Annotated in this window: 19 protein-coding genes; 16 read left to right on the top strand and 3 right to left on the bottom strand. The window is 65.4% G+C overall.

What is annotated here, in order from left to right; genetic code table 11:
• Positions 1-50: 50 nt before the first annotated feature.
• Entirely contained in the window at positions 51-254 is a 204-nt protein-coding gene (locus QA635_RS00115) for a hypothetical protein (protein WP_283066012.1), read from the top strand.
• Positions 255-310: 56 nt separating this feature from the next.
• Here QA635_RS00115 and QA635_RS00120 read toward each other — a convergent pair whose 3' ends face one another.
• Positions 311-1,807, bottom strand: a complete 1,497-nt coding sequence (locus QA635_RS00120; RefSeq protein WP_283066014.1) for an NAD-dependent succinate-semialdehyde dehydrogenase — start codon at positions 1,805-1,807, stop codon at positions 311-313.
• A 194-nt stretch (positions 1,808-2,001) separates the two neighbouring features.
• Positions 2,002-2,325, bottom strand: coding sequence for a hypothetical protein (locus tag QA635_RS00125; protein ID WP_283066016.1), 324 nt, complete (start codon positions 2,323-2,325; stop codon positions 2,002-2,004).
• Positions 2,326-2,670: 345 nt separating this feature from the next.
• On the opposite strand from QA635_RS00125, the gene QA635_RS00130 reads away from it, so the two are divergent.
• Complete coding sequence (locus QA635_RS00130) at positions 2,671-3,864, top strand: serine hydrolase domain-containing protein (protein ID WP_283066018.1); 1,194 nt, start codon at positions 2,671-2,673, stop codon at positions 3,862-3,864.
• 315 nt (positions 3,865-4,179) lie between these two features.
• Positions 4,180-5,892, top strand: coding sequence for an AMP-binding protein (locus tag QA635_RS00135; RefSeq protein ID WP_283066020.1), 1,713 nt, complete (start codon positions 4,180-4,182; stop codon positions 5,890-5,892).
• Positions 5,893-6,019: 127 nt separating this feature from the next.
• On the opposite strand, the gene QA635_RS00140 is transcribed toward QA635_RS00135, so the two are convergent.
• Positions 6,020-7,021 carry an adenosine kinase gene (locus QA635_RS00140; protein ID WP_283066022.1) on the bottom strand — a complete coding sequence of 334 codons (1,002 nt, stop codon included), beginning with the start codon at positions 7,019-7,021 and terminating at the stop codon, positions 6,020-6,022.
• Between the two features lie 268 nt (positions 7,022-7,289).
• Here QA635_RS00140 and murJ point away from each other — a divergent pair, with 268 nt between their 5' ends.
• From murJ to lnt, 13 genes are all read left to right on the top strand, one after another.
• Positions 7,290-8,828, top strand: a complete 1,539-nt coding sequence (gene murJ / locus QA635_RS00145; protein WP_283066024.1) for a murein biosynthesis integral membrane protein MurJ — start codon at positions 7,290-7,292, stop codon at positions 8,826-8,828.
• A 65-nt stretch (positions 8,829-8,893) separates the two neighbouring features.
• Entirely contained in the window at positions 8,894-9,946 is a 1,053-nt protein-coding gene (gene trpS / locus QA635_RS00150; protein WP_283066026.1) for a tryptophan--tRNA ligase, read from the top strand.
• An 88-nt stretch (positions 9,947-10,034) separates the two neighbouring features.
• Positions 10,035-10,529 (top strand): universal stress protein, encoded by a 495-nt coding sequence (locus QA635_RS00155; RefSeq protein WP_028335525.1) that lies wholly within the window; start codon positions 10,035-10,037, stop codon positions 10,527-10,529.
• A gap of 200 nt (positions 10,530-10,729) precedes the next feature.
• A complete protein-coding gene (locus tag QA635_RS00160; protein WP_028335524.1) occupies positions 10,730-11,299 on the top strand; it encodes a NifU family protein in 570 nt (189 codons plus the stop codon).
• Positions 11,300-11,387: 88 nt separating this feature from the next.
• Positions 11,388-12,083 (top strand): tRNA (adenosine(37)-N6)-threonylcarbamoyltransferase complex dimerization subunit type 1 TsaB, encoded by a 696-nt coding sequence (gene tsaB / locus QA635_RS00165; RefSeq protein WP_283066029.1) that lies wholly within the window; start codon positions 11,388-11,390, stop codon positions 12,081-12,083.
• Entirely contained in the window at positions 12,080-12,565 is a 486-nt protein-coding gene (rimI, locus tag QA635_RS00170) for a ribosomal protein S18-alanine N-acetyltransferase (RefSeq protein ID WP_283066031.1), read from the top strand. The genes tsaB and rimI overlap by 4 nt, the downstream gene beginning before the upstream one ends.
• Before the next feature lie 77 nt (positions 12,566-12,642).
• The gene (locus QA635_RS00175; protein ID WP_016840396.1) at positions 12,643-13,095 is read left to right on the top strand and encodes a Fur family transcriptional regulator; all 453 of its coding nucleotides are present in this window, start codon (positions 12,643-12,645) and stop codon (positions 13,093-13,095) included.
• Between the two features lie 5 nt (positions 13,096-13,100).
• A complete protein-coding gene (locus QA635_RS00180; RefSeq protein ID WP_283066034.1) occupies positions 13,101-13,781 on the top strand; it encodes an HAD family hydrolase in 681 nt (226 codons plus the stop codon).
• A gap of 204 nt (positions 13,782-13,985) precedes the next feature.
• On the top strand, positions 13,986-15,374 hold the full coding sequence (gene miaB / locus QA635_RS00185) for a tRNA (N6-isopentenyl adenosine(37)-C2)-methylthiotransferase MiaB (protein ID WP_283066035.1): 1,389 nt from the start codon (positions 13,986-13,988) through the stop codon (positions 15,372-15,374).
• A 5-nt stretch (positions 15,375-15,379) separates the two neighbouring features.
• Entirely contained in the window at positions 15,380-16,450 is a 1,071-nt protein-coding gene (locus tag QA635_RS00190) for a PhoH family protein (protein WP_077231173.1), read from the top strand.
• A gap of 68 nt (positions 16,451-16,518) precedes the next feature.
• Positions 16,519-17,016 carry an rRNA maturation RNase YbeY gene (gene ybeY / locus QA635_RS00195; protein WP_212057937.1) on the top strand — a complete coding sequence of 166 codons (498 nt, stop codon included), beginning with the start codon at positions 16,519-16,521 and terminating at the stop codon, positions 17,014-17,016.
• Position 17,017: 1 nt separating this feature from the next.
• Positions 17,018-18,130: a hemolysin family protein gene (locus tag QA635_RS00200; protein WP_283066039.1), complete on the top strand. Its 1,113-nt coding sequence runs from the start codon at positions 17,018-17,020 to the stop codon at positions 18,128-18,130.
• The gene (lnt, locus tag QA635_RS00205) at positions 18,127-19,740 is read left to right on the top strand and encodes an apolipoprotein N-acyltransferase (RefSeq protein ID WP_283066041.1); all 1,614 of its coding nucleotides are present in this window, start codon (positions 18,127-18,129) and stop codon (positions 19,738-19,740) included. Before QA635_RS00200 ends, lnt begins: the two co-directional genes overlap by 4 nt.
• Positions 19,741-19,927: the final 187 nt, after the last annotated feature.

The raw sequence follows: 19,927 nt of genomic DNA on the forward strand, positions 1-19,927 counted from the left end.
AGAACGCATCTAAGCGACGGGGATAACACCTGCTGCATGAAGCGACATCGATGCGGCAGCTTCCGCGTTTCGACTATTCTTTCGCTGAATCGGCGTTGCGCGCATGCGGCTTGCTTCTAATCGCCACCTTCGAGGTTAGAGGGATTCTTGATGCGATCGTCGTCGCGATCGACGCGCTGCATCCAATCGTCGCGATGAATTGTCGCAGACCGCGAATGCCGGCGGACGGAGCGATCGACAACGACAATCGATGAATTCACGCGCATGCGTCCCCTCGCCCGCCAGGGCGAAGGGACACGCAGCCTGCCAATCAGACGCCGGCCATCATCACGTATTTGATCTCGACATATTCATCCATGCCGTGGCGCGAGCCTTCGCGGCCGAGGCCCGATTCCTTGACGCCGCCGAACGGCGCCACTTCGGTCGTGATCAGGCCGGAGTTGACGCCGACCATGCCCGACTCCAGCGCCTCGGCGACGCGCCAGACGCGGCCGATGTCGCGCGAATAGAAGTAGGAGGCGAGGCCGAACGGCGAGGCATTGCACATCGCGATCACGTCGGCCTCGTCCTTGAAGCGGATCACCGGCGCGAGCGGGCCGAAGGTTTCCTCGTGCGACACCAGCGCGTCCGGCCGCACATCCGACAGCACCGTCGGCTCGAAGAAGCTGCGGCCGAGCGACGAGCGCTTGCCGCCGGTCACTATCTTGGCGCCGCCCTTCACGGCGTCAGCGATGTGCCGCTCGACCTTCTCGATCGCCTCCATGTTGATCAGTGGCCCCTGCGTCACGCCCTGCTCCGTGCCGTCGCCGATCTTCATCTCGGCGACCTTCTTCGACAGCTTCGCGACGAACGCGTCGTAGATCTTGTCCTGGGCATAGAGACGGTTGGCGCAAACGCAGGTCTGGCCCATGTTGCGATATTTCGAGACGATGGCGCCTTCGACGGCGGCATCGATATCGGCGTCGTCGAACACCACGAACGGCGCGTTGCCGCCGAGCTCGAGGCCGAGCTTCTTCACGCCGACCGACGCCTGCCGGTACAGGATCTTGCCGACCTCGGTCGAGCCGGTGAAGCCGACGAAGCGCACCGCCGGATGCTCGCACAGCACCTTGCCGATCGGCGGCGCATCACCGGTGATGATGTTGAACACGCCCTTCGGCACGCCGGCCTTCTCGGCCAGCGCAACGAGCGCGAGCGCGGACAGCGGCGTCTCGTTGGCGGGCTTCAGCACCACGGTGCAACCGGCCGCCAGCGCCGGCGAGACCTTGCGGGTGATCATCGAGTTCGGGAAATTCCAGGGGGTGATGGCGCCGCAGACACCGATCGGCTGCCGGATCGCGAGCAGACGCGCATCCGGGCGCTGCGTCGGGATCGTCTCGCCGTAAACACGCCGCGCCTCTTCCGCGAAGAATTCGACATAGGCGGCGCCGATATCGACCTCGCCGAGCGCTTCCGCCAGCGGCTTGCCCTGCTCGGAGGTCAGGATCAGCGCAAGGTCCTCGCGGTTGGCGATGATCAGATCGAACCATTTGCGCAAGATGTTGGAGCGCTGTTTCGCGGTCAGCTTGGCCCAGGCCGGAAACGCGCGCTCGGCGGCCTCGACGGCCTTGGTCGCGTCATCGGCGCTCAGCTGCGGGATCTTGATCAGCTCGACGCCGGTCGCCGGATTGTTGACGGCGAATTCTGACGTGCCGACCCAGGCGCCGTCGATGTAGCAGCGGTCGCGCAGCAGCGAGGGGTCCTTCAGGCGGCTCTGCAGGGAGGATGCTGCGGATTGAGTGGCGCGTGCGGCGACGGGCGGGGTCATGGCGTTACTCCTGTCATTTCTGGAATTTCTTGGGGGTGTTCGCCGCCTATATAAGCGGAAAGCCGCTGCGATGCACCGGCGCCGGGCGCGACCCTGCTTCAAGCAATATCGAGGGCTGGCGCGCGACCGTGAAACTGATACGTCGTCATTCCGGGTTTCGATGCTGCGCATCGCCTCGGAATGACAGCCTCGCGTCAGACTGCGCCGCCAGACATATAGGTTTCACGACGCCCGATCATGCGCTCGGCCGCGGCCTTGGCGTCCGCCTTGGTCGAGGTCGCACAGGTCCGGTATTCGAGGTCGGCTTGCGACCGCGTCTCGCGGCGGCCGAACCAGGATTTGGCGCCGGTCTGCAGCAGCGCGAGCGCCCGCGCGACATTCTCGACGGCCTCGAACGAGTGCAGTGCGCCGGTACCTGCGTAGCGGACTTCGTAGAGACCTGGGCTGATCGGCGCTTCGATATTCTCGCCGCGGCCCGGCCGCGGATAGCGCTTCCATTCACTCCATGTCGAAATCATTGTTGCGCCCCCGCAAGGCGGGAAATGACGAATCTTTTCGTCAAATCCGGTCCAATCCGCCGCACCGTTTATGCAGCGATCTGAATGCGTTAATGCAAATAATCAGGTACGAAAATCATTCCTTGATCACGTTACCGTGGCCACCCGCGAAGGTCACCGGGACTTGCGCGAAGTCCCCTGCAAAATCTGCGCGCGTGGTGAACGCCTCCCGACCAAGGCCGTTCCTAGCGGCCGGCCTTCACGACATCGCGACGTCGTCGCATCGCGCCCGCCTTGCGGGAGCGGAAAAGCGGGAGGATGATCCGCCCACTTCAAAACAATAAACCCCACCGGAGGAAGCCCCCAATGCAGAGCAAGGCTCAGATCGATCAGGTATTGCGCCAGAAGAGCGAGGCAAAGGAAATTCCCGGCGTGGTCGCCATCGCGGCCACCGGCAAGGACGTGATTTATGAAGGCGCGTTCGGCCAGCGCGACCTCTCCAAGAGCGATCCCATGACGGCGGACAGCGTGTTCTGGATCGCCTCGATGACCAAGGCGGTGACCTCGGCGGGCGCGATGCAACTCGTCGAGCAGGGCAAGCTCTCGCTCGATGAGCCGATCGGCAAGCTGTTGCCCGATCTCGCCGCGGTGCAGGTGCTCGACGGCTTCGACGCCAAGGGCGAACCGCAACTGCGGCCGGCGAAAAAGCCGATCACGCTGCGCCAGCTCATGACCCACACCGCCGGCTTCGCCTACGACATGTGGGACGGCAACCTCGGGAAGTATCTGGAAAAGACCGGCACGCCCGGCATCATCACCTGCCTGAATGCCGCGCTGAAGACGCCGATCATGACAGACCCCGGCACGCGCTGGGAGTACGGCACCAATATCGACTTCGTCGGCAAGGCGGTGGAAGCCGCATCCGGCAAGAAGCTCGACGCCTATCTGCGCGACAACATGTTCGCGCCGCTCGGCATGAGCGACACCGCCTTCAAGATCTCCGACGACATGCGGAAGCGGCTGGTCGGCATGCATGCCCGCGGCGAGGACGGCACGCTGGCGGCAATCCCGTTCGAGCTCGAGCAGAATCCTGAATTCCACATGGGTGGCGGCGGCCTGTATTCGACGGCGGCCGACTACATCAAGTTCTGCCAGATGATCCTCAACAAGGGCAAAGGCAACGGCAATCAGGTGCTGAAGGCCGAGACGGTCGCGACCATGGGGCAGAATCACATCGGCGAGCTCACCGTCGGCAAGATGACGACGGCCTTGCCGATGTACACCAACGATGTCGATCTCTATCCCGACATCGTCAAGAAATGGGGACTGAGCTTCCTCATCAACACCGCCAAGACGCCGGAAGGCCGCAGTGCCGGCAGCCTCGCCTGGGCGGGCCTTGCCAACACCTATTACTGGATCGATCCGTCGCGCGACGTCTGCGGCGTGATCCTGACCCAGCTGTTGCCGTTCGCCGACAAGCACAGCCTGGAAGCCTTCGCAGGCTTCGAGAAGGGCATCTATGCCGGGCTCGACGCCGGCAGCGGGCAGAGAGCGGCGTAAGGCTCGATGAGATAAGTCGTACCAACCGTGACGGGACTCCTCTCCCTCTCCCCGTTCTTACGGGGAGAGGGTTGGGGTGAGGGGCCACTTCCGCGCAGACGGTCGCAATTGGACTCGCAGAGACCCCCCTCACCCGGATCGCATCTTTGATGCGATCCGACCTCTCCCCGCACGCGGGGCGAGGTGAAGCGGAACCCGTCGCCGCTACAATCGAAAACCATACCCGCCATAGGTCGGGCCTGTCCCGTCGGCGCCAAACGACTAAGATCGCGCAAAAAGCGTGACGACACGAACACGACCACGAGGAGGACGAGCTTGGCACCCACACCCAAGGGAGACAGCAAAGCCGACAGCTATGTCTGCGGCATTTCCGATACGCCGCTGCTCGGTGAAACCATCGGCCGCAGCCTCGACCGCGCACGGGCGCGCTGGGGCACGCGCGAGGCGCTGGTCTCGCCGAGTCACAATGTGCGCTGGACCTGGAACGAATTCGCCTGTCACGTCGATGCCTTGGCGGCGGGCTTCATCGCGCTCGGGCTGCAACGCGGCGAGCGGATCGGCATCTGGTCGCTGAACCGCCCGGAATGGACGCTAACGCAATTCGCCGCTGCGAAAGCCGGACTGATCCTCGTCACCATCAATCCGGCCTATCGCCTCAGCGAGCTGGAATTCGCGCTCGGCAAGGTCGGCTGCGCCGCGATCGTGACGGCGACCGCATTCAAGACCTCGGCCTATATGGAGTTGCTGAACACGCTGCTGCCCGAGCTTGCGAGCTCCGAGCCCGGCCATCTGCGCTCGGCGCGGCTGCCGCAACTGCGCGCCGTGATCCAGATCGGCGGACCGGCGGCGCCGGGCACCATTCCGTTCGATGCGGTCGCGCAGATGGGCGGCGATCGCCATCGCGAGCAGCTTGCGGCGCTCGGCGAGAGCCTGCAGTTCGACGATCCCGTCAACATCCAGTTCACCAGCGGCACCACCGGCTCGCCCAAGGGCGTGACGCTGACCCATCACAACATCCTCAACAACGGCTACTTCACCGGCCGCGCCATGCGCCTGACCGAACAGGACCGCATCTGCATTCCGGTGCCGCTCTATCACTGCTTCGGCATGGTGATGGGCAACCTCGCCTCGGTCACGCTCGGCACCACCATGGTCTATCCCGGCGAAGGCTTCGATCCGCTGGCGACGCTGACGACGGTCGCGCAGGAGAGATGCACGACGCTGTACGGCGTGCCGACCATGTTCATCGCCGAGCTCGACCATCCGGACTTCAAGCGCTTCGACCTATCCTCGCTGCGCACCGGCATCATGGCCGGCGCGCCCTGCCCGATCGAGGTGATGAAGCGCGTCAACACCGAGATGAACATGCGCGAGGTGACGATCGCCTACGGCATGACCGAGACCAGCCCGGTGAGTTTCCAGAGCGCGACCGACGATCCCTTGGAGCGCCGCGTCTCCACCGTCGGTCGCATCCATCCGCATGTCGAGGTCAAGGTCGTCGATCTCGACGGCAAGGTGGTGCCGCGCGGCGAACGCGGCGAGCTCTGCACCCGCGGCTACAGCATCATGCTCGGCTATTGGGACGAGAAGGAGAAGACATCAGACGTGCTCGACGCCAATGGCTGGATGCACACCGGCGATCTCGCCGTGATCGACGACGAGGGCTATTGCAACATCGTCGGCCGCATCAAGGACATGGTGATCCGCGGCGGCGAGAACCTGTATCCGCGCGAGATCGAGGAATTCCTCTACCGCCATCCGAAGATCCAGGACGTGCAGATCTTCGGCGTCGCCGACGAGCGCTATGGCGAGGAGCTGTGCGCCTGGGTCAGGATCAGGCAGGGCGAAACGCTGACCGCGGACGAGGTCCGCGCCTTCTGCCATGGCCAGATCGCCCACAACAAGATCCCGCGCTACGTCGAATTCGTCGACGAATTCCCGATGACGGTGACGGGGAAAATCCAGAAGTTCGTGATGCGCGACGCGGTCGAGCAGCGGCTCGGATTGAAGGCCGCGAAGACGGCGTGAGGCCGGCACCACTCTCTCAACATCGTCATGCCCGGGCTTGACCCGGGCATCCACGACTTCGGATCCGCGACAAGAAAGACGTGGATGGCCGGGACAAGCCCGGCCATGACGGAAGAGAAACTCCGCCTTAAACCAGCAGCCCCTGCTGCTTCGCCAGATCCTGCAGCGACACCAGCGGCCGGGCACCGATGTGCTGGATCACTTCGGCTGCGGCGAGCGCGCCGAGCCGGCCGGCATTCTCATGGCCGACATTGCGCACGAGACCGACCAGGAAGCCGGCGGCGAACAGATCGCCGGCACCGGTGGTATCGACCAGCCTGTCGATCGGCGAGGCGGGCGCCGAGACGACGGCATCGCCTGATATCACGACGCAGCCCTTCTCGCTGCGGGTGACGACGCCGAGCTTGGTGTCCTTGCCGAACTGCTTCAGCGCGGTGTCGAAATCCGAGGTCTGGTACAGCGAGTGCAGCTCGGACTCGTTGGCGAACACCAGGTCCACGATGCCCTTGCGCATCAAATCGAGGAATTCGTCGCGGTAGCGATCGACGCAGAACGAATCCGACAGCGTCAGCGCGACCTGGCGGCCGGCGCCGTGCGCGATGGTCGCCGCCTTCACGAAGGCGTCCTTGGCGTTCTTCGGATCCCAGAGATAGCCCTCGAGATAGATGATGCTGGCGGCCGCGATCTGGTTTGGATCGATGTCGTCGGGCGTCAGATCCTGCGCGGCTCCGAGATAGGTGTTCATGGTGCGCTCGCCGTCCGGCGTCACCAGGATGTAGGAGCAGCCGGTGGCCGGGCCGGTCCGGGCCGGCGCGGTGTCGAAGGCGACGCCTGCGGCGCGGATGTCGTGGACGTAGAGCTTGCCAATCTGGTCGTCCTTGACCTTGCCGACATAGGCGGCGCGGGCGCCGAGACTGCCGACGCCGACGATGGTGTTCGCGGCCGAGCCGCCCGACATTTCGGTCGCCACCCCCATGTCGCCGTAGATCGCGGTGGCGCGCGCCTCGTCGATCAGTTGCATCGAGCCCTTGGTCATGCCGTGACGGGCAAGGAACCCCTCGTCGGTCTGCACCAGCACGTCGAAGATCGCGTTGCCGATCCCAAGAACGTCGTATTTTGCGTCAGCCATAGACCTGCCCTGTGTTAACGCCACCCAACAAGAGTGGCGGCCTATCACGTTACGCCTCGGGGCAGCAAGGGAAGCTATTTGGGCGAAACCCTGTCAGCATTGCGCTCTGCCAACCCGTCATCCTGAGGAGCGCGTAGCGCGTCTCGAAGGATGAACGGCCCGACTTTGGCCGATTCATCCTTCGAGGCTCGCCGAAGAGGCTCGCACCTTAGGATGACGGGACTGACACCGCTGGCAGCAACGCAGGCTGCTGCTATAGAGACACACGATGTTCCGCTCCTTCCTTACGGTCTCCTCGGGAACGCTGGCCTCGCGACTGCTCGGCTTCGTGCGCGATTCCGTGATCGCGGCGCTGCTGGGCGCGGGACCGGTGGCGGATGCCTTCCTGGCGGCATTCCAGCTTGTGAATGTCGTGCGACGGCTGTTGTCCGAGGGCGGACTGAATGCCGCCCTGGTGCCGGCCTGGCTGAAGGCGCGCGATGCCGGCGGCATGGACGCCGCAACCGCCTTTGCCGGCCGCGTGCTCGGCACCGTCAGCGCCGCTGTCATCGCAGCCGCGCTCGTCATCGGCGTGCTGATGCCGCTGGTGATCGCGGCGATCGCGCCGGGGTTCGTCGGCCGCGACACGCTGCAATTCGCCGTCGACGACGCGAGGCTGATGCTACCCTATCTCGCCTTCGCCGGCCCGGTCACCGTGATGATGGCGCTGCTCAGCGCGCAGGGGCGCTTCGCGCTGACCGCGTTCTCGCCGCTGTTGTTCAACATCGCGCTGATATCAGTGATGGCCGTGTTGCTGATGCGGCAGCAGGAGCCGGCGCAGGCCGCGCTTGTGATGGCGGCGACGATCGGCGTCGCCGGCTTCCTGCAACTGTCGATGCTGGCGCTGCGCGGCGCAAAGCTCGCCTCGCCGCTCCGCGTGTCCTTCGATCCCGACATGCGCGGCTTTCTCGGCCGCGCGATTCCCGGCATGGTCGCGAGCAGCGCGCCGCAATGGCTGATGGTGGCAGGCGCGGTGATCGCATCGACCTCGCCGTCGGCGGTGTCCTGGCTCTATTTCGCCAACCGCCTGCTCGAGCTGCCGCTCGGCATTGTCGGCGTCGCCATGGGCACCGTGCTGATCCCGGAGATGACCCGCGCCGTGCGCAACGGCGAATCCAGCGCGATCGCGCATGCGGAATCGCGTGCCCTCGAGCTTGCGGTCGGGCTGGCGCTGCCGGCGACGCTCGGCCTGATGGTGCTGAGCGAGCCGATCGTGCGGATGCTGTTCGAGCACGGCGCCTTCACCGCCCAGGATAGCGCGGCAACCGCGCAAGCCTTGATCTGGCTGACGCTGGCCTTGCCGGCGCATGTGCTGGTGAAGGCGCTGTCGCCGGCATTCTTTGCGCGCGAGGACACGCTGACGCCGCTGCTCGCGACGCTGAAGGCGGTCGTGGTGACGATCGCGGCGGCCTTTCTGCTCGGCCATCTCTTCGGTGCGAGCGGAATTGCCGCAGGCATCGCGCTCGGCGCCTGGAGCAACGCACTGGCGCTGATCCGCAAGGGGGCCGCGACCTTCGGCTTCTCGATCGATGCCGATGCGCGCCGCCGGCTGCCGCGCATCCTGGCCGCGGCGCTCGCGATGGGCGCCCTGCTCTGGCTCGCGGAGGGCGCGCTGCCGTCAGCCGGCAGCCACGGTTTCGTGCAGGCAGCCTCGCTGCTCGTGCTGATCGCGGCAGGTATCGCCGGTTACGGGCTGTTCTTGCAGCTTTTCGGCGTCACCGGCTGGCGCGAGGCGGTTAACGCCGTCAGGCAAAGGCGCCCCGCCTGACTTGCGCGCGCGGAGCTTAAGTGGCAAACGACGCGGCAAAACTAGCCATTTCCGGGAATTAGACCATGGCGTTCGTTGAACGGGTTTTCTCAGGCGTCCAGCCGACGGGCAATCTGCACCTCGGCAACTACCTCGGCGCCATCGTCAACTTCGTGAAGATGCAGCAGACCCATAACTGCATCTATTGCGTCGTCGACATGCATGCGATCACGCAGGGAGTCGAGGTCTGGGGCGGCCCGGCCGAGCTCGCCCGCAACACCCGCGAGGTCACCGCGGCCTTCATCGCCGCCGGCATCGATGCCAAGAAGCACATCGTGTTCAACCAGAGCCAGATCGCCGGCCATGCCGAGCTGACCTGGATCTTCAACTGCGTCGCGCGGATCGGCTGGCTGAACCGCATGACGCAGTTCAAGGAGAAGGCCGGCAAGGACCGCGAGAACGCCTCGGTCGGCCTCTACGACTATCCGGTGCTGATGGCCGCCGACATCCTGCTGTATCGCGCAACCCATGTACCGGTCGGCGAGGACCAGAAACAGCATCTGGAGCTGTCCCGCGACATCGCGCAGAAGTTCAACAACGATTTCGCTGATTCAATTCGTGGTCATGGTTTCGGCGACGGCCTGTTCTTCCCGCAGCCCGAGCCGCTGATCACGGGGCCGGCGACGCGGGTGATGAGCCTGCGCGACGGCACCAAGAAGATGTCGAAATCGGATGCGTCGGACAATTCGCGCATCAACCTCACCGACGACGCCGACACCATCGCGCAGAAGATCCGCAAGGCGAAGACCGATCCGGAGCCGCTGCCGTCCGAGGAGAAGGGTCTGGAAACCCGCCCCGAGGCCGACAACCTGGTCGGCATCTACGCAGCGCTGGCCGGTATCTCGAAGCAGGAGGTGCTGACGCAGTTCGGCGGTGGGCAGTTCTCCAGCTTCAAGAACGCGCTGGTCGAGGTTTGCGTCGCAAAACTGGCGCCGATCGCTTCCGAGATGAAGAAGCTGGTCGCCGATCCCGGCCATGTCGACGCGGTCCTGGCCGACGGCGCCAACCGCGCCCGCGGCATCGCCGACGAGACCATGCGCATCACCAAGGACATCGTCGGCTTCATCCGCCCGCGCTGACGCGCGAGGCAGGAACTGCGCGCTCCCTCTCCCAAACGGCGAGGGAGTATGGCACCATGGGTTGGTTTGGTTCAGCACCGGGACATGCATGACCACCCAGCGACGAAGCTACGAGTCAGGTCACAAGCCGAAATGCCTCGTCATCGTTGACGACACTGCGGAATGGGACCGCGCGGTCTACTACGCCAGCCGGTGGGCGATCCGGGTCGGCGGCGGCGTCGTGATGCTGCGGGTGATCGAGACCGAGGACCAGAACCAGCAATGGCTCGGGGTCGCCGACATCATGCGCGCGGAGGCCGAGGAGGCCGCCAATGAGGCGCTCGACCGCGCCGCCGGCCGCGCCAACGGCATCGCCGCGATCACCCCGGAGCGGGTGATTCGCGAGGGCGACCCGATCGAACAGATCCTCGACGTGATCGACAAGGACGTCGATATCGCAGCGCTGGTACTGGCCGCCAACCCGGGCGCCGAGGGGCCCGGGCCGATCATCACCACCATGGCCAAGACCATGGGGGCATTCCCGATCCCGGTAACCATCGTGCCGGGCGGCCTGACCGACGCCGAGATCGACGCCCTGTCCTAGGGCATTACCGCACCGGACCCGCTTCCGGGCATGGGTATGCGCCTGGAACCGCGGTTTTGCGGCTTGATCGCGGGCTTTTTAGTTGCCATCTGACTCCTTGATTTGACGCGTTTTCTTCGCGAACCGGTGTCACTTCGCTCGAAAACGCTATAATGGAACCCAACGCGCCGGCCTTGAACCGGCGACGCCGGAGACAGCAGATGTTCATTCAGACCGAAGCCACGCCCAATCCCGCCACGCTGAAATTCATTCCGGGCCGCATGGTGCTCGACAGCGGGACGATGGAATTTTCCTCGCCCGAGTCCGCCGCGCGCTCGCCGCTCGCCGAACGGCTGTTCGCCGTATCCGGCGTCACCGGCGTGTTCTACGGCGGCGACTTCATCACCGTGACCAAGGCGGACGGCGACTGGCAGCACCTCAAGCCCGCGATCCTCGGCGCGATCATGGAGCACTACATGTCCGGCGCGCCGCTGCTCGCCGACGGCACCGCGGCCAGCGACGACGCCCGCGATGAGGAAGACGAGTTCTTCGACGAGGCCGACGCCGAGACGGTCGAGCAGATCAAGGACCTGATCGAGACCCGCGTGCGTCCCGCGGTCGCCAATGACGGCGGCGACATCACCTTCCGCGGCTTCAAGGACGGCATCGTCTACCTCAACATGAAGGGCTCCTGCGCCGGCTGCCCGTCATCGACCGCAACCCTGCAACACGGCATCCAGAACCTGCTCCGGCACTTCGTGCCCGACGTGCAGGAAGTCCGGCCGATGTGATGGAGCGGCGAATGGCGAGTGGCGAATCGCGAATAGCATTCTCCGCAAGACCCCTGTTCGCCATTCCCTATTCGCCATTCGCCCTCCCATGATGATTCTCGCCATCGATACGGCGCTCGACGCCTGCTCCGCGGCGGTGCTCGACACCACCTCCGGCAATACAATCGCCATTGAATCGCAGGCGATGCAGCGCGGCCATGCCGAGGCGCTGATGCCGCTGATCGCTCGGGTGATGAAAGAGAGCGGCATCGGCTTTGCCGGGCTCGACCGCATCGCCGTCACCACCGGCCCCGGCAGTTTCACTGGCCTGCGCGTCGGCCTCTCGGCGGCGCGCGGCCTGGCGCTGGCCGCGGAAAAGCCGGTGGTCGGACTGTCGACGCTCGCCGCCTACGCTGCGCCTGTCGTCGCCGAGAATGGCGCGTCTGCGATCCTGTCGGCGATCGATGCGCGGCATGATCACGTCTATTTCCAGCTGGTGGGCGGCGACGGCAGCCCGATCATCAAGCCGAAGGTGGCGCCGATCGCCGAAGCGCTCGAGGCCTCGCAACACGGCGCGCTGCATCTGGTCGGCAACGCCGCCAATATCCTCGCCGAGCGCTGGCCCGCCGACGCCGCACCGCCGGTCAAGGTCGACCGGCAGCCCGCGCCCGATATTACCTGGGTCGCCTGGATCGGCGCGGCCGTGGATCCTGAAACCGCGCCGCCGCGGCCGTTCTATCTGCGTGCGCCCGACGCCAAGCCGCCGAAGGACCGGCTCGAAATCAGCGTGCCGCGATCGACATGATCGGCTGGCTGCCACGATGGTGGGGCGGCGGTCCGCCCGCGGTCGAGCCCGCATCGCTGCGCGATGCGGCGCGACTCGCGCAATTGCACGGCGCGTCGTTTCATCGCGGCTGGGGCGAGGGCGAATTCGAGGCGATGCTGACCGAGCGCAACACGCTGGTGCACCGGCTGCGGCAGGGACGCAAGGTGATCGGCTTTGCCGTCTCACGGATGGCAGCGGACGAAGCCGAAATTCTGTCGATTGCGATCGATTCCAATCAGCGCGGTCGCGGCCTGTCGCGCGACCTGCTGCTGACCCATCTCGGCCATCTTGCCGGCCGCGGCATCCGCACCATCTTCCTCGAGGTGGAAGAGAACAATCAGCCCGCGCGACGGCTCTACGAAAAGGCCGGATTCGGCGTGATCGGCCGCCGCGAACGCTACTACAAGCAGCCCGGCGGGGAACATTTGAACGCGCTTCTGATGCGGCGCGACTTGTCGTAACATCGGCGCGATGGCAGAACAGCGCCCTGCTCTGCCATCCAAGGCTCAAGGACTGGCCAAGGACCTGCCAAGGACCCATGACGACGGTGAAAATCACGCCTGCGCAGAAGAATACCGGCATCGAGGCGCGCTGCGCCGCGACCGGCATGCGCATGACCGAACAGCGCCGTGTGATCGCACGCGTGCTGGCGGAGGCCATGGATCACCCTGACGTCGAGGAGCTCTATCGCCGCTGCGTGGCGGTCGACGACAAGATCTCGATCTCGACCGTCTATCGCACCGTCAAGCTGTTCGAGGATGCCGGCATCATCGAGCGCCACGACTTCCGCGAGGGCCGCGCGCGCTACGAGCAGATGCCCGAGAGCCATCACGACCACCTGATCAATCTGCGCGACGGCAAGGTGATCGAGTTCACCTCCGAGGAAATCGAAAAGCTGCAAGCCGAGATCGCGCGCAAGCTCGGCTACAAGCTGGTCGATCATCGTCTCGAGTTGTATTGCGTCCCGCTCGACGAAGACAGCAAGTCGTAAGCCGGGTGAGTTTCGACCTCGTCATCTTCGATTGCGACGGCGTGCTGGTCGACAGCGAGGTGATCTCCTGTCGCGCGCATGCGGAGACGCTGACGCGGCACGGCTTTCCGATTACACCCGACGGCGTGCTGAAGCGCTTCCTCGGCGTGTCCGACCGCGAGGCGCGGCGGATCGTCGAGAGCGAGATCGGCCGCGCGCTGCCCGAGACCTTCGAGGCCGAGGTCAAGCACGCGACGCTGAGCTTCTATGCCGACGATCTCAGTGCGATCGCGCATGTCGGCGAGGCGATCGCCGCGCTCGGCTTACCGAAATGCGTGGCGTCGAGCGGCACGCCGGAAAAGATCCATCACGGCCTGACCTGCGCCGGGCTCTACGACCAGCTCGTACCGCATATTTTCTCCGCCACCCAGGTCAAGCGCGGCAAGCCGGCGCCCGATCTCTTCCTGTTCGCGGCGGCGCAGATGGGCGCCAGCCCCGCGCGTTGCGTCGTGATCGAGGACAGCGTGGCCGGCGTCACCGGCGCCCGCGCCGCCGGGATGACCGTGCTCGGTTTTTACGGCGGCAGCCATTGCACGGCGGAACACGAGGACATGCTGCGCCAGGCCGGTGCGGCCGTCACCTTCGCCGATATGCGGAAATTGCCCGGTTTGATCGCCCGGGTGGGGGCCACGGCGAGCGCTGACTGACCCTGCGAGGTCATTCCGGGGCGCGACCGAAGGGAGCGAACCCGGAATCTCGAGATTCCCCGGTGCGCAATTGCGCACCTGAGGTTCGATGCTGACGCATCGCCCCGAAATGACGTCCAGACCGCTGGATTTTCCCCGGTTTAAGCTATATTTCAGCCCCGGCGCCCCGATGGCGCCGTTTCCATTTTTCACTCTCAGGGTTCCATGACGACGCCGCGCAAGCTGCACATCAAGTCCTATGGCTGCCAGATGAATGTCTACGATGCGCAACGCATGGCGGACACGCTGGCCGGCGAGGGCTTTGTCGAGACCGCGAGCGCCGAAGACGCCGACCTCGTCATCCTCAACACTTGCCACATTCGCGAGAAGGCGTCGGAGAAAGTCTATTCCGAACTCGGGCGGCTGCGCGTCGCCAAGGACGAGGCCGCGCGGGCGGGCCGCGAGATGAAGATCGCGGTCGCCGGCTGCGTCGCACAGGCCGAAGGCGCCGAGATCATCCATCGCGCGCCCACCGTCGACATCGTGGTCGGGCCGCAGAGCTATCATCATCTGCCCGAGCTCTTGAAGCGCGCCAAGGCAAACGGCCGCGCGCTGGAAACGGAATTCCCGGTCGAGGACAAGTTCGGCTTCCTGCCGCAGCCGAAGCCGGATGCGATCCGCGCCCGCGGCATCTCCGCCTTCGTCACGGTGCAGGAAGGTTGCGACAAGTTCTGCACCTTCTGCGTGGTGCCCTACACGCGCGGCGCGGAAGTCTCGCGTCCGGTCGCCAGGATCATCGACGATGTGAAGCAGCTCGCCGACAACGGCGTGCGCGAATTCACGCTGATCGGACAGAACGTCAACGCCTATCACGGCGAAGGTCCCGACGGCCGCGTCTGGCCGCTCGGCAAATTGTTGCAGCGGCTGGCCACAATTCCCGGCGTCACGCGGCTGCGCTATTCGACCAGCCATCCGCGCGACGTCGACGACGCCCTGATCGCGGCGCATCGCGATTTGCCCGAACTGATGCCGTTCGTGCACCTGCCGGTGCAATCGGGGGCGGACCGGATCCTTGCCGCCATGAACCGCAAACATACCGCCGATGACTACCGGCGCGTCATCGACCGGTTCCGCGCCGCGCGGCAAGACATTGCTTTTTCATCAGATTTTATCGTGGGCTTCCCCGGAGAGACCGCGGAAGAATTTTCCGCCACCCTCGCGCTTGTCACGCAAATCGGATACGCTGCGGCGTATTCATTCAAATATTCGCCACGGCCGGGCACGCCGGCGGCGGAGATGCGGGAGACGGTGTCAGCAGCCGAGATGGACGAGCGCTTGGGGCGGCTTCAGGAATTGATCGACAGCCAGCAATCGGCCTTCAACCGGGCTGCGATTGGCACAACGGTCGATGTGCTGTTCGAGCGCGCCGCGCGCAATCCGGGCCAGATCGTCGGCCGTACCGCCTATCTGCAGCCCGCCCATGTGATGGCGTCGCCTGACATCATTGGCCAGGTCCTCCCGGTGAGGATCGACAGCCTCGAGCGCTACAGCCTGATCGGCGAGCTCGCGACGCGACCCGCGCCCGGCCTCATTTCGCAGACCATTGGAGCCTGAAATCCTTGCCCAAAAGCGCATCGGATTCGTCTTCGCTCGCTCCCAGCCGCAAACCTGACCGCGACATGCAAATGCCACCTGAGACCCGGCCCCCTGAAACTCAGGTCGTCATCGATTTCGACGACAACCGCGCGGCATCCGCGCTGGTCGGCCCCTACGGACAGAATCTGGCGCTGATCGAGCGGCGGCTCGGCGTCGTGGTCGATTCCCGCGGCAATCATCTGACCATCGCAGGCTCCCGCGACGGCTGCGACGCGGCGCGGCGCGTGCTGGAGACGCTCTACGCGCAGGCCGTCGAAGGACACGACCTCGATCAGGGCGAGGTCGAAGGCGCGATCCGCGCCGTGATCGCACAGGGCTCGCTGTTCGAATTCGACAACAAGACCGCCAAGCCGACCTTCGAGACCATCAATCTGCGCAAGCGTCCGGTGCGCGCCCGCACCGCGGCGCAGGATTCCTACATCCGCGCCCTGAAGCGGCATGAGCTGGTGTTCGGCATCGGCCCGGCCGGCACCGGCAAGACCTGGCTCGCGGTCGCCCATGCCGCGCAGCTGTTCGAGCGCAAGGAGGTCGATCGCATCATCCTGACGCGGCCCGCGGTCGAGGCCGGCGAGCGGCTCGGCTTCCTGCCCGGCGACCTCAAGGAGAAGGTCGATCCGTATCTGCGCCCGATCTATGACGCGCTGTACGATCTGATGGACGCCCGCGTCGTCGAGCGCGCGCTGCAGGGCAACGAGATCGAGATCGCCCCGCTCGCCTTCATGCGCGGCCGCACCCTGACCAATGCCGCCATCATCCTCGACGAGGCGCAGAACACCACGACGATGCAGATGAAGATGTTCCTGACGCGCCTCGGCGAGAACAGCCGGATGATCGTCACCGGCGATCCGTCGCAGGTCGACCTGCCGCATGGCCAGGCCTCGGGCCTCACGGAAGCCGTGAAGCTGCTCGACGGCGTCGAGGGCATCGCGCAGGTGCATTTCAAGGCCGAGGACGTCATCCGCCATGAATTGGTGGCGCGCATCGTGGCCGCCTATGAGGGATTGCCGCAAAAGCCGGCAAACGCCAGATCTTGAGACCAATAGCTTCGGCCGCGAGCCCGCACGACGCGGGATCCGGCCATAACGCAGATTTTGAAACCAACGTGTCTGCTTTTCCTGCCACCGAGGTTCTCGTCACCGCCGAATGCTGGCAGGCCGAGCCCAATGCCGACGCGGTGATCCACCGCGCCATCGAGGCTGCCGCCGAAATCGCCGATGCCGATGTCGCCGACGCCGAGCTTGCGGTCATGCTGACCGACGATGCCGGTATCCGCACCCTGAACGCCAACTGGCGCAGCATCGACAAGCCGACCAATGTGCTGTCGTTTCCGGCGCTGCAGCCGGAAGGCGCCGGCGGACCCGACGATGCCCCGCGCATGCTCGGCGACATCGCGATCGCCTATGAGACGACACGGCGGGAAGCCGATGAAGAACAGAAACCGTTCGACCATCATTTGAGCCATCTCGCGGTGCATGGCTTCCTGCACCTGATCGGGTACGACCACGAGAACGACGACGATGCCGAGGACATGGAGGCGCTCGAGCGCGAGATCCTCTCTTCCCTCGGCATTCCCGACCCCTATGCGGATCGGATCGCCTGACATGCCGGATTCCGAACCGACCCACGACAATCCGCGCAACGTGAGCAACCTGCCCGCCGTGGTGCACGACGGCGAGGTGCAGCGCCCGGCGGCCGAGGGTTGGCTGGTGCGCGCGATCCGCACGCTGTTCGGCTGGAAGGCCGGCTCGGTGCGCGACGATTTGCAGGTGGTGCTCGACGCCTCGACGCCCGACGACGTCGGCTTCTCGGCGATCGAGCGCACCATGCTGCGCAACATCCTGTCGCTGAACGAGCGGCGGATCGCCGACGTCATGGTGCACCGCGCCGACATCGTCGCGGTCAAGCGCGACATTCCGCTCGGCGAATTGATGAGCCTGTTCGAGAGCGCGGCGCATTCGCGGCTCGTCGTCTACAACGAAACCCTCGACGACCCCGAGGGCATGGTGCACATCCGCGACCTGCTCGCCTTCATGACCGCGAGAGCCCGCGTCACCGACGCGACCAAGACTCGGCGCAAGAAACCGTTCCCGGCCGGGCTCGATCTGCGCAGCGTCGATCTCGCACTGCCGCTGTCGGAAGCCAATATCATTCGCAAGCTGCTCTATATCCCGCCATCGATGCGCGCGATCGACCTGCTGGCGCAGATGCAGGCCTCGCGGATTCATCTCGCTTTGGTGGTCGACGAATATGGCGGCACCGACGGGCTGGTGTCGATCGAGGATATCGTCGAGCAGATCGTCGGCGAGATCGACGACGAGCACGATTCCGACGAGCCGCCGTCCATCGTGCGCCAGCCGGACAACTCCTTCATCGCCGACGCGCGCGCCAGCCTGGACGATGTCCGCTCAGTGATCGGCGAGGATTTCGTGATCGGCGACGCCGGCGAGGAGGTCGAGACGCTCGGCGGCTACCTCGTATCGTTCGTCGGGCGCCTGCCGGTACGCGGCGAGGTGATTTCGGGGCCCGGCAATTACGAGGTCGAGGTGCTCGACGCCGATCCGCGGCGGGTCAAGCGCGTGCGCATCACCGCGCGCAAGGAGCGGCCGACGCCGCGCAAGGAGCGCGAGCGGCGCCGCGAGCAGTCGCCGGACTCCGGAAACCCGCAGGCGAATGACAACATGCCGCCGCCCGGCGAGGGAGCCGGTCCGCAGTGAGGCTGTCCGACAAGCTCCGATCGATCGGCCTTGCAATCATCCTGACCTGGGGATGGAAACGCGCTGTCCTCGCGCTCACGGCCGGCGCGCTGTCTGCGCTGGCGATGGCGCCGTTCAACGCCTGGCCGGTTCTGTTTCTCACCTTTTCCATCGCGGTCTGGCTGATCGACGGCAGCGCGGCCGGCCGCTGGCGCGGTCTGCCTGCCGCGGCGCTGTCCGGCTTCTGGTTCGGCCTCGGCTATTTCGTGCCGGGACTGTACTGGATCGGCTACGCCTTCTTCGTCGATGCGGACACCTTCGCCTGGCTGACGCCGTTCGCGGTGCTCGGCCTGCCCGCCTATCTCGCTTTGTTCACCGCGTTCGGCTTCGCGCTGGCGCGGCTGATCTGGCCGCGCGACGCCTCGCGCGTGCTGGCGCTCGCGGTCAGCCTGACGGTTTCGGAATGGCTGCGCGGCCATGTCCTCAGCGGCTTTCCGTGGAATGCGTTCGGCTACGCGCTGACCGAGCCGCTGGCGCTGGCGCAGACCGCGTCGCTGATCGGGCTGTGGGGCATGACGTTCCTGGCCGTTGCGATCTTCGCAAGCCCGGCCGTGTTGATCGACGGCGCCTCGCGCGGCCGCAAGCCGTGGCGCGCGCCGGTGGCCGCGGTGCTGGTGCTGGCGGCGATGCTGGCGTTCGGCGTGATCCGCCTCGCGCAGCAACCGACCAGGATGGTCGACAGCGTCAAGCTGCGCATCATGCAGCCAGATTTGCAGCAGGACGCCAAGTTCAACTACTCCGCCAAGGCGGCGGTGATGCAGAAATATCTCGCCCTGTCGGATCGCGCCTCCGGGCCGCATGCCACCGGCGTGAAGGATGCCACCATCCTGATCTGGCCGGAATCCGCGTTTCCGTTCTTCCTGACCAAGGAAGCCGACGCGATGGCGCAGATCGCCGACCTGCTGCCGAAGGGAACCGTGCTGATCACCGGTTCGGTGCGCGCGCCCGATCTGCCGCCCGGCGTCCGCGTGACGCGCGCCTATAATTCCATCTACGTCATCGACCACGACGGCAGCGTGCTCGCGGTCTACGACAAGCTGCATCTTGTCCCGTTCGGAGAATATCTGCCGTTCCAGGATTGGATGGAGAAGCTCGGCTTCGTGCAGCTCACCAAGGTGCAGGGCGGCTACATTCCCGGCACGATCCGCCGGCCGCTCGATATTCCGAATGCACCACGCGCCCTGCCCGTGATCTGCTACGAGGCGATCTTTCCCGGCAACGTCGTGAGTCGCGACGACCGTCCCGGCTGGATCGTCAATGTCACCAATGACGGATGGTTCGGAATCTCGACCGGCCCTTACCAGCACCTGCAACAGGCCCGGCTGCGCACCATCGAGGAAGGCCTGCCGATGGTCCGCGCCGCAAATACGGGAATCTCGGCCGTCATCGACCCGGTTGGCCGGATCGTCGCACAACTCGGGCTCGGCATCGAAGGCGTCCTGGATGCCGGCCTGCCGGCGGCCATCGCGCCGACGATCTATGCGCGTGTCGGGAACGTCCCCGCCGCTGTGATTGTGATCACAGCCCTGGCGTTCGTGTTGCGGCGGCGGTTTGTGAGGCGAAAACCCTGACGGCTGCATATCGCCGGTTGTCGCGAACCCGAAAAAACGTCGAAATTTACCTCAGTATGATTCCACCAGTTGACAGATCGACCGTGCACTTCGCATTGTACGGGTCCACGCGAAATCACAAGCCAAGTCAGCCCCTTTGCGCAAATTGTCCGCATTTCGTCCCGATCCTCCTTGCAGGATTTGACGG

Origin of the sequence: Bradyrhizobium brasilense, from assembly GCF_029714345.1 — a bacterium.
In the GTDB taxonomy this organism is placed as follows: Bacteria; Pseudomonadota; Alphaproteobacteria; order Rhizobiales; family Xanthobacteraceae; genus Bradyrhizobium; species Bradyrhizobium australafricanum.

Coding starts and splice junctions, on each gene's coding strand:
- QA635_RS00115 (WP_283066012.1), top strand. CDS start 51: ATGCGGCAGCTTCCGCGTTTCGACTATTCTTTCGCTGAATCGGCGTTG.
- QA635_RS00120 (WP_283066014.1), bottom strand. CDS start 1,807: ATGACCCCGCCCGTCGCCGCACGCGCCACTCAATCCGCAGCATCCTCC.
- QA635_RS00125 (WP_283066016.1), bottom strand. CDS start 2,325: ATGATTTCGACATGGAGTGAATGGAAGCGCTATCCGCGGCCGGGCCGC.
- QA635_RS00130 (WP_283066018.1), top strand. CDS start 2,671: ATGCAGAGCAAGGCTCAGATCGATCAGGTATTGCGCCAGAAGAGCGAG.
- QA635_RS00140 (WP_283066022.1), bottom strand. CDS start 7,021: ATGGCTGACGCAAAATACGACGTTCTTGGGATCGGCAACGCGATCTTC.
- murJ (WP_283066024.1), top strand. CDS start 7,290: ATGTTCCGCTCCTTCCTTACGGTCTCCTCGGGAACGCTGGCCTCGCGA.
- trpS (WP_283066026.1), top strand. CDS start 8,894: ATGGCGTTCGTTGAACGGGTTTTCTCAGGCGTCCAGCCGACGGGCAAT.
- QA635_RS00155 (WP_028335525.1), top strand. CDS start 10,035: ATGACCACCCAGCGACGAAGCTACGAGTCAGGTCACAAGCCGAAATGC.
- QA635_RS00160 (WP_028335524.1), top strand. CDS start 10,730: ATGTTCATTCAGACCGAAGCCACGCCCAATCCCGCCACGCTGAAATTC.
- tsaB (WP_283066029.1), top strand. CDS start 11,388: ATGATGATTCTCGCCATCGATACGGCGCTCGACGCCTGCTCCGCGGCG.
- rimI (WP_283066031.1), top strand. CDS start 12,080: ATGATCGGCTGGCTGCCACGATGGTGGGGCGGCGGTCCGCCCGCGGTC.
- QA635_RS00175 (WP_016840396.1), top strand. CDS start 12,643: ATGACGACGGTGAAAATCACGCCTGCGCAGAAGAATACCGGCATCGAG.
- miaB (WP_283066035.1), top strand. CDS start 13,986: ATGACGACGCCGCGCAAGCTGCACATCAAGTCCTATGGCTGCCAGATG.
- QA635_RS00200 (WP_283066039.1), top strand. CDS start 17,018: ATGCCGGATTCCGAACCGACCCACGACAATCCGCGCAACGTGAGCAAC.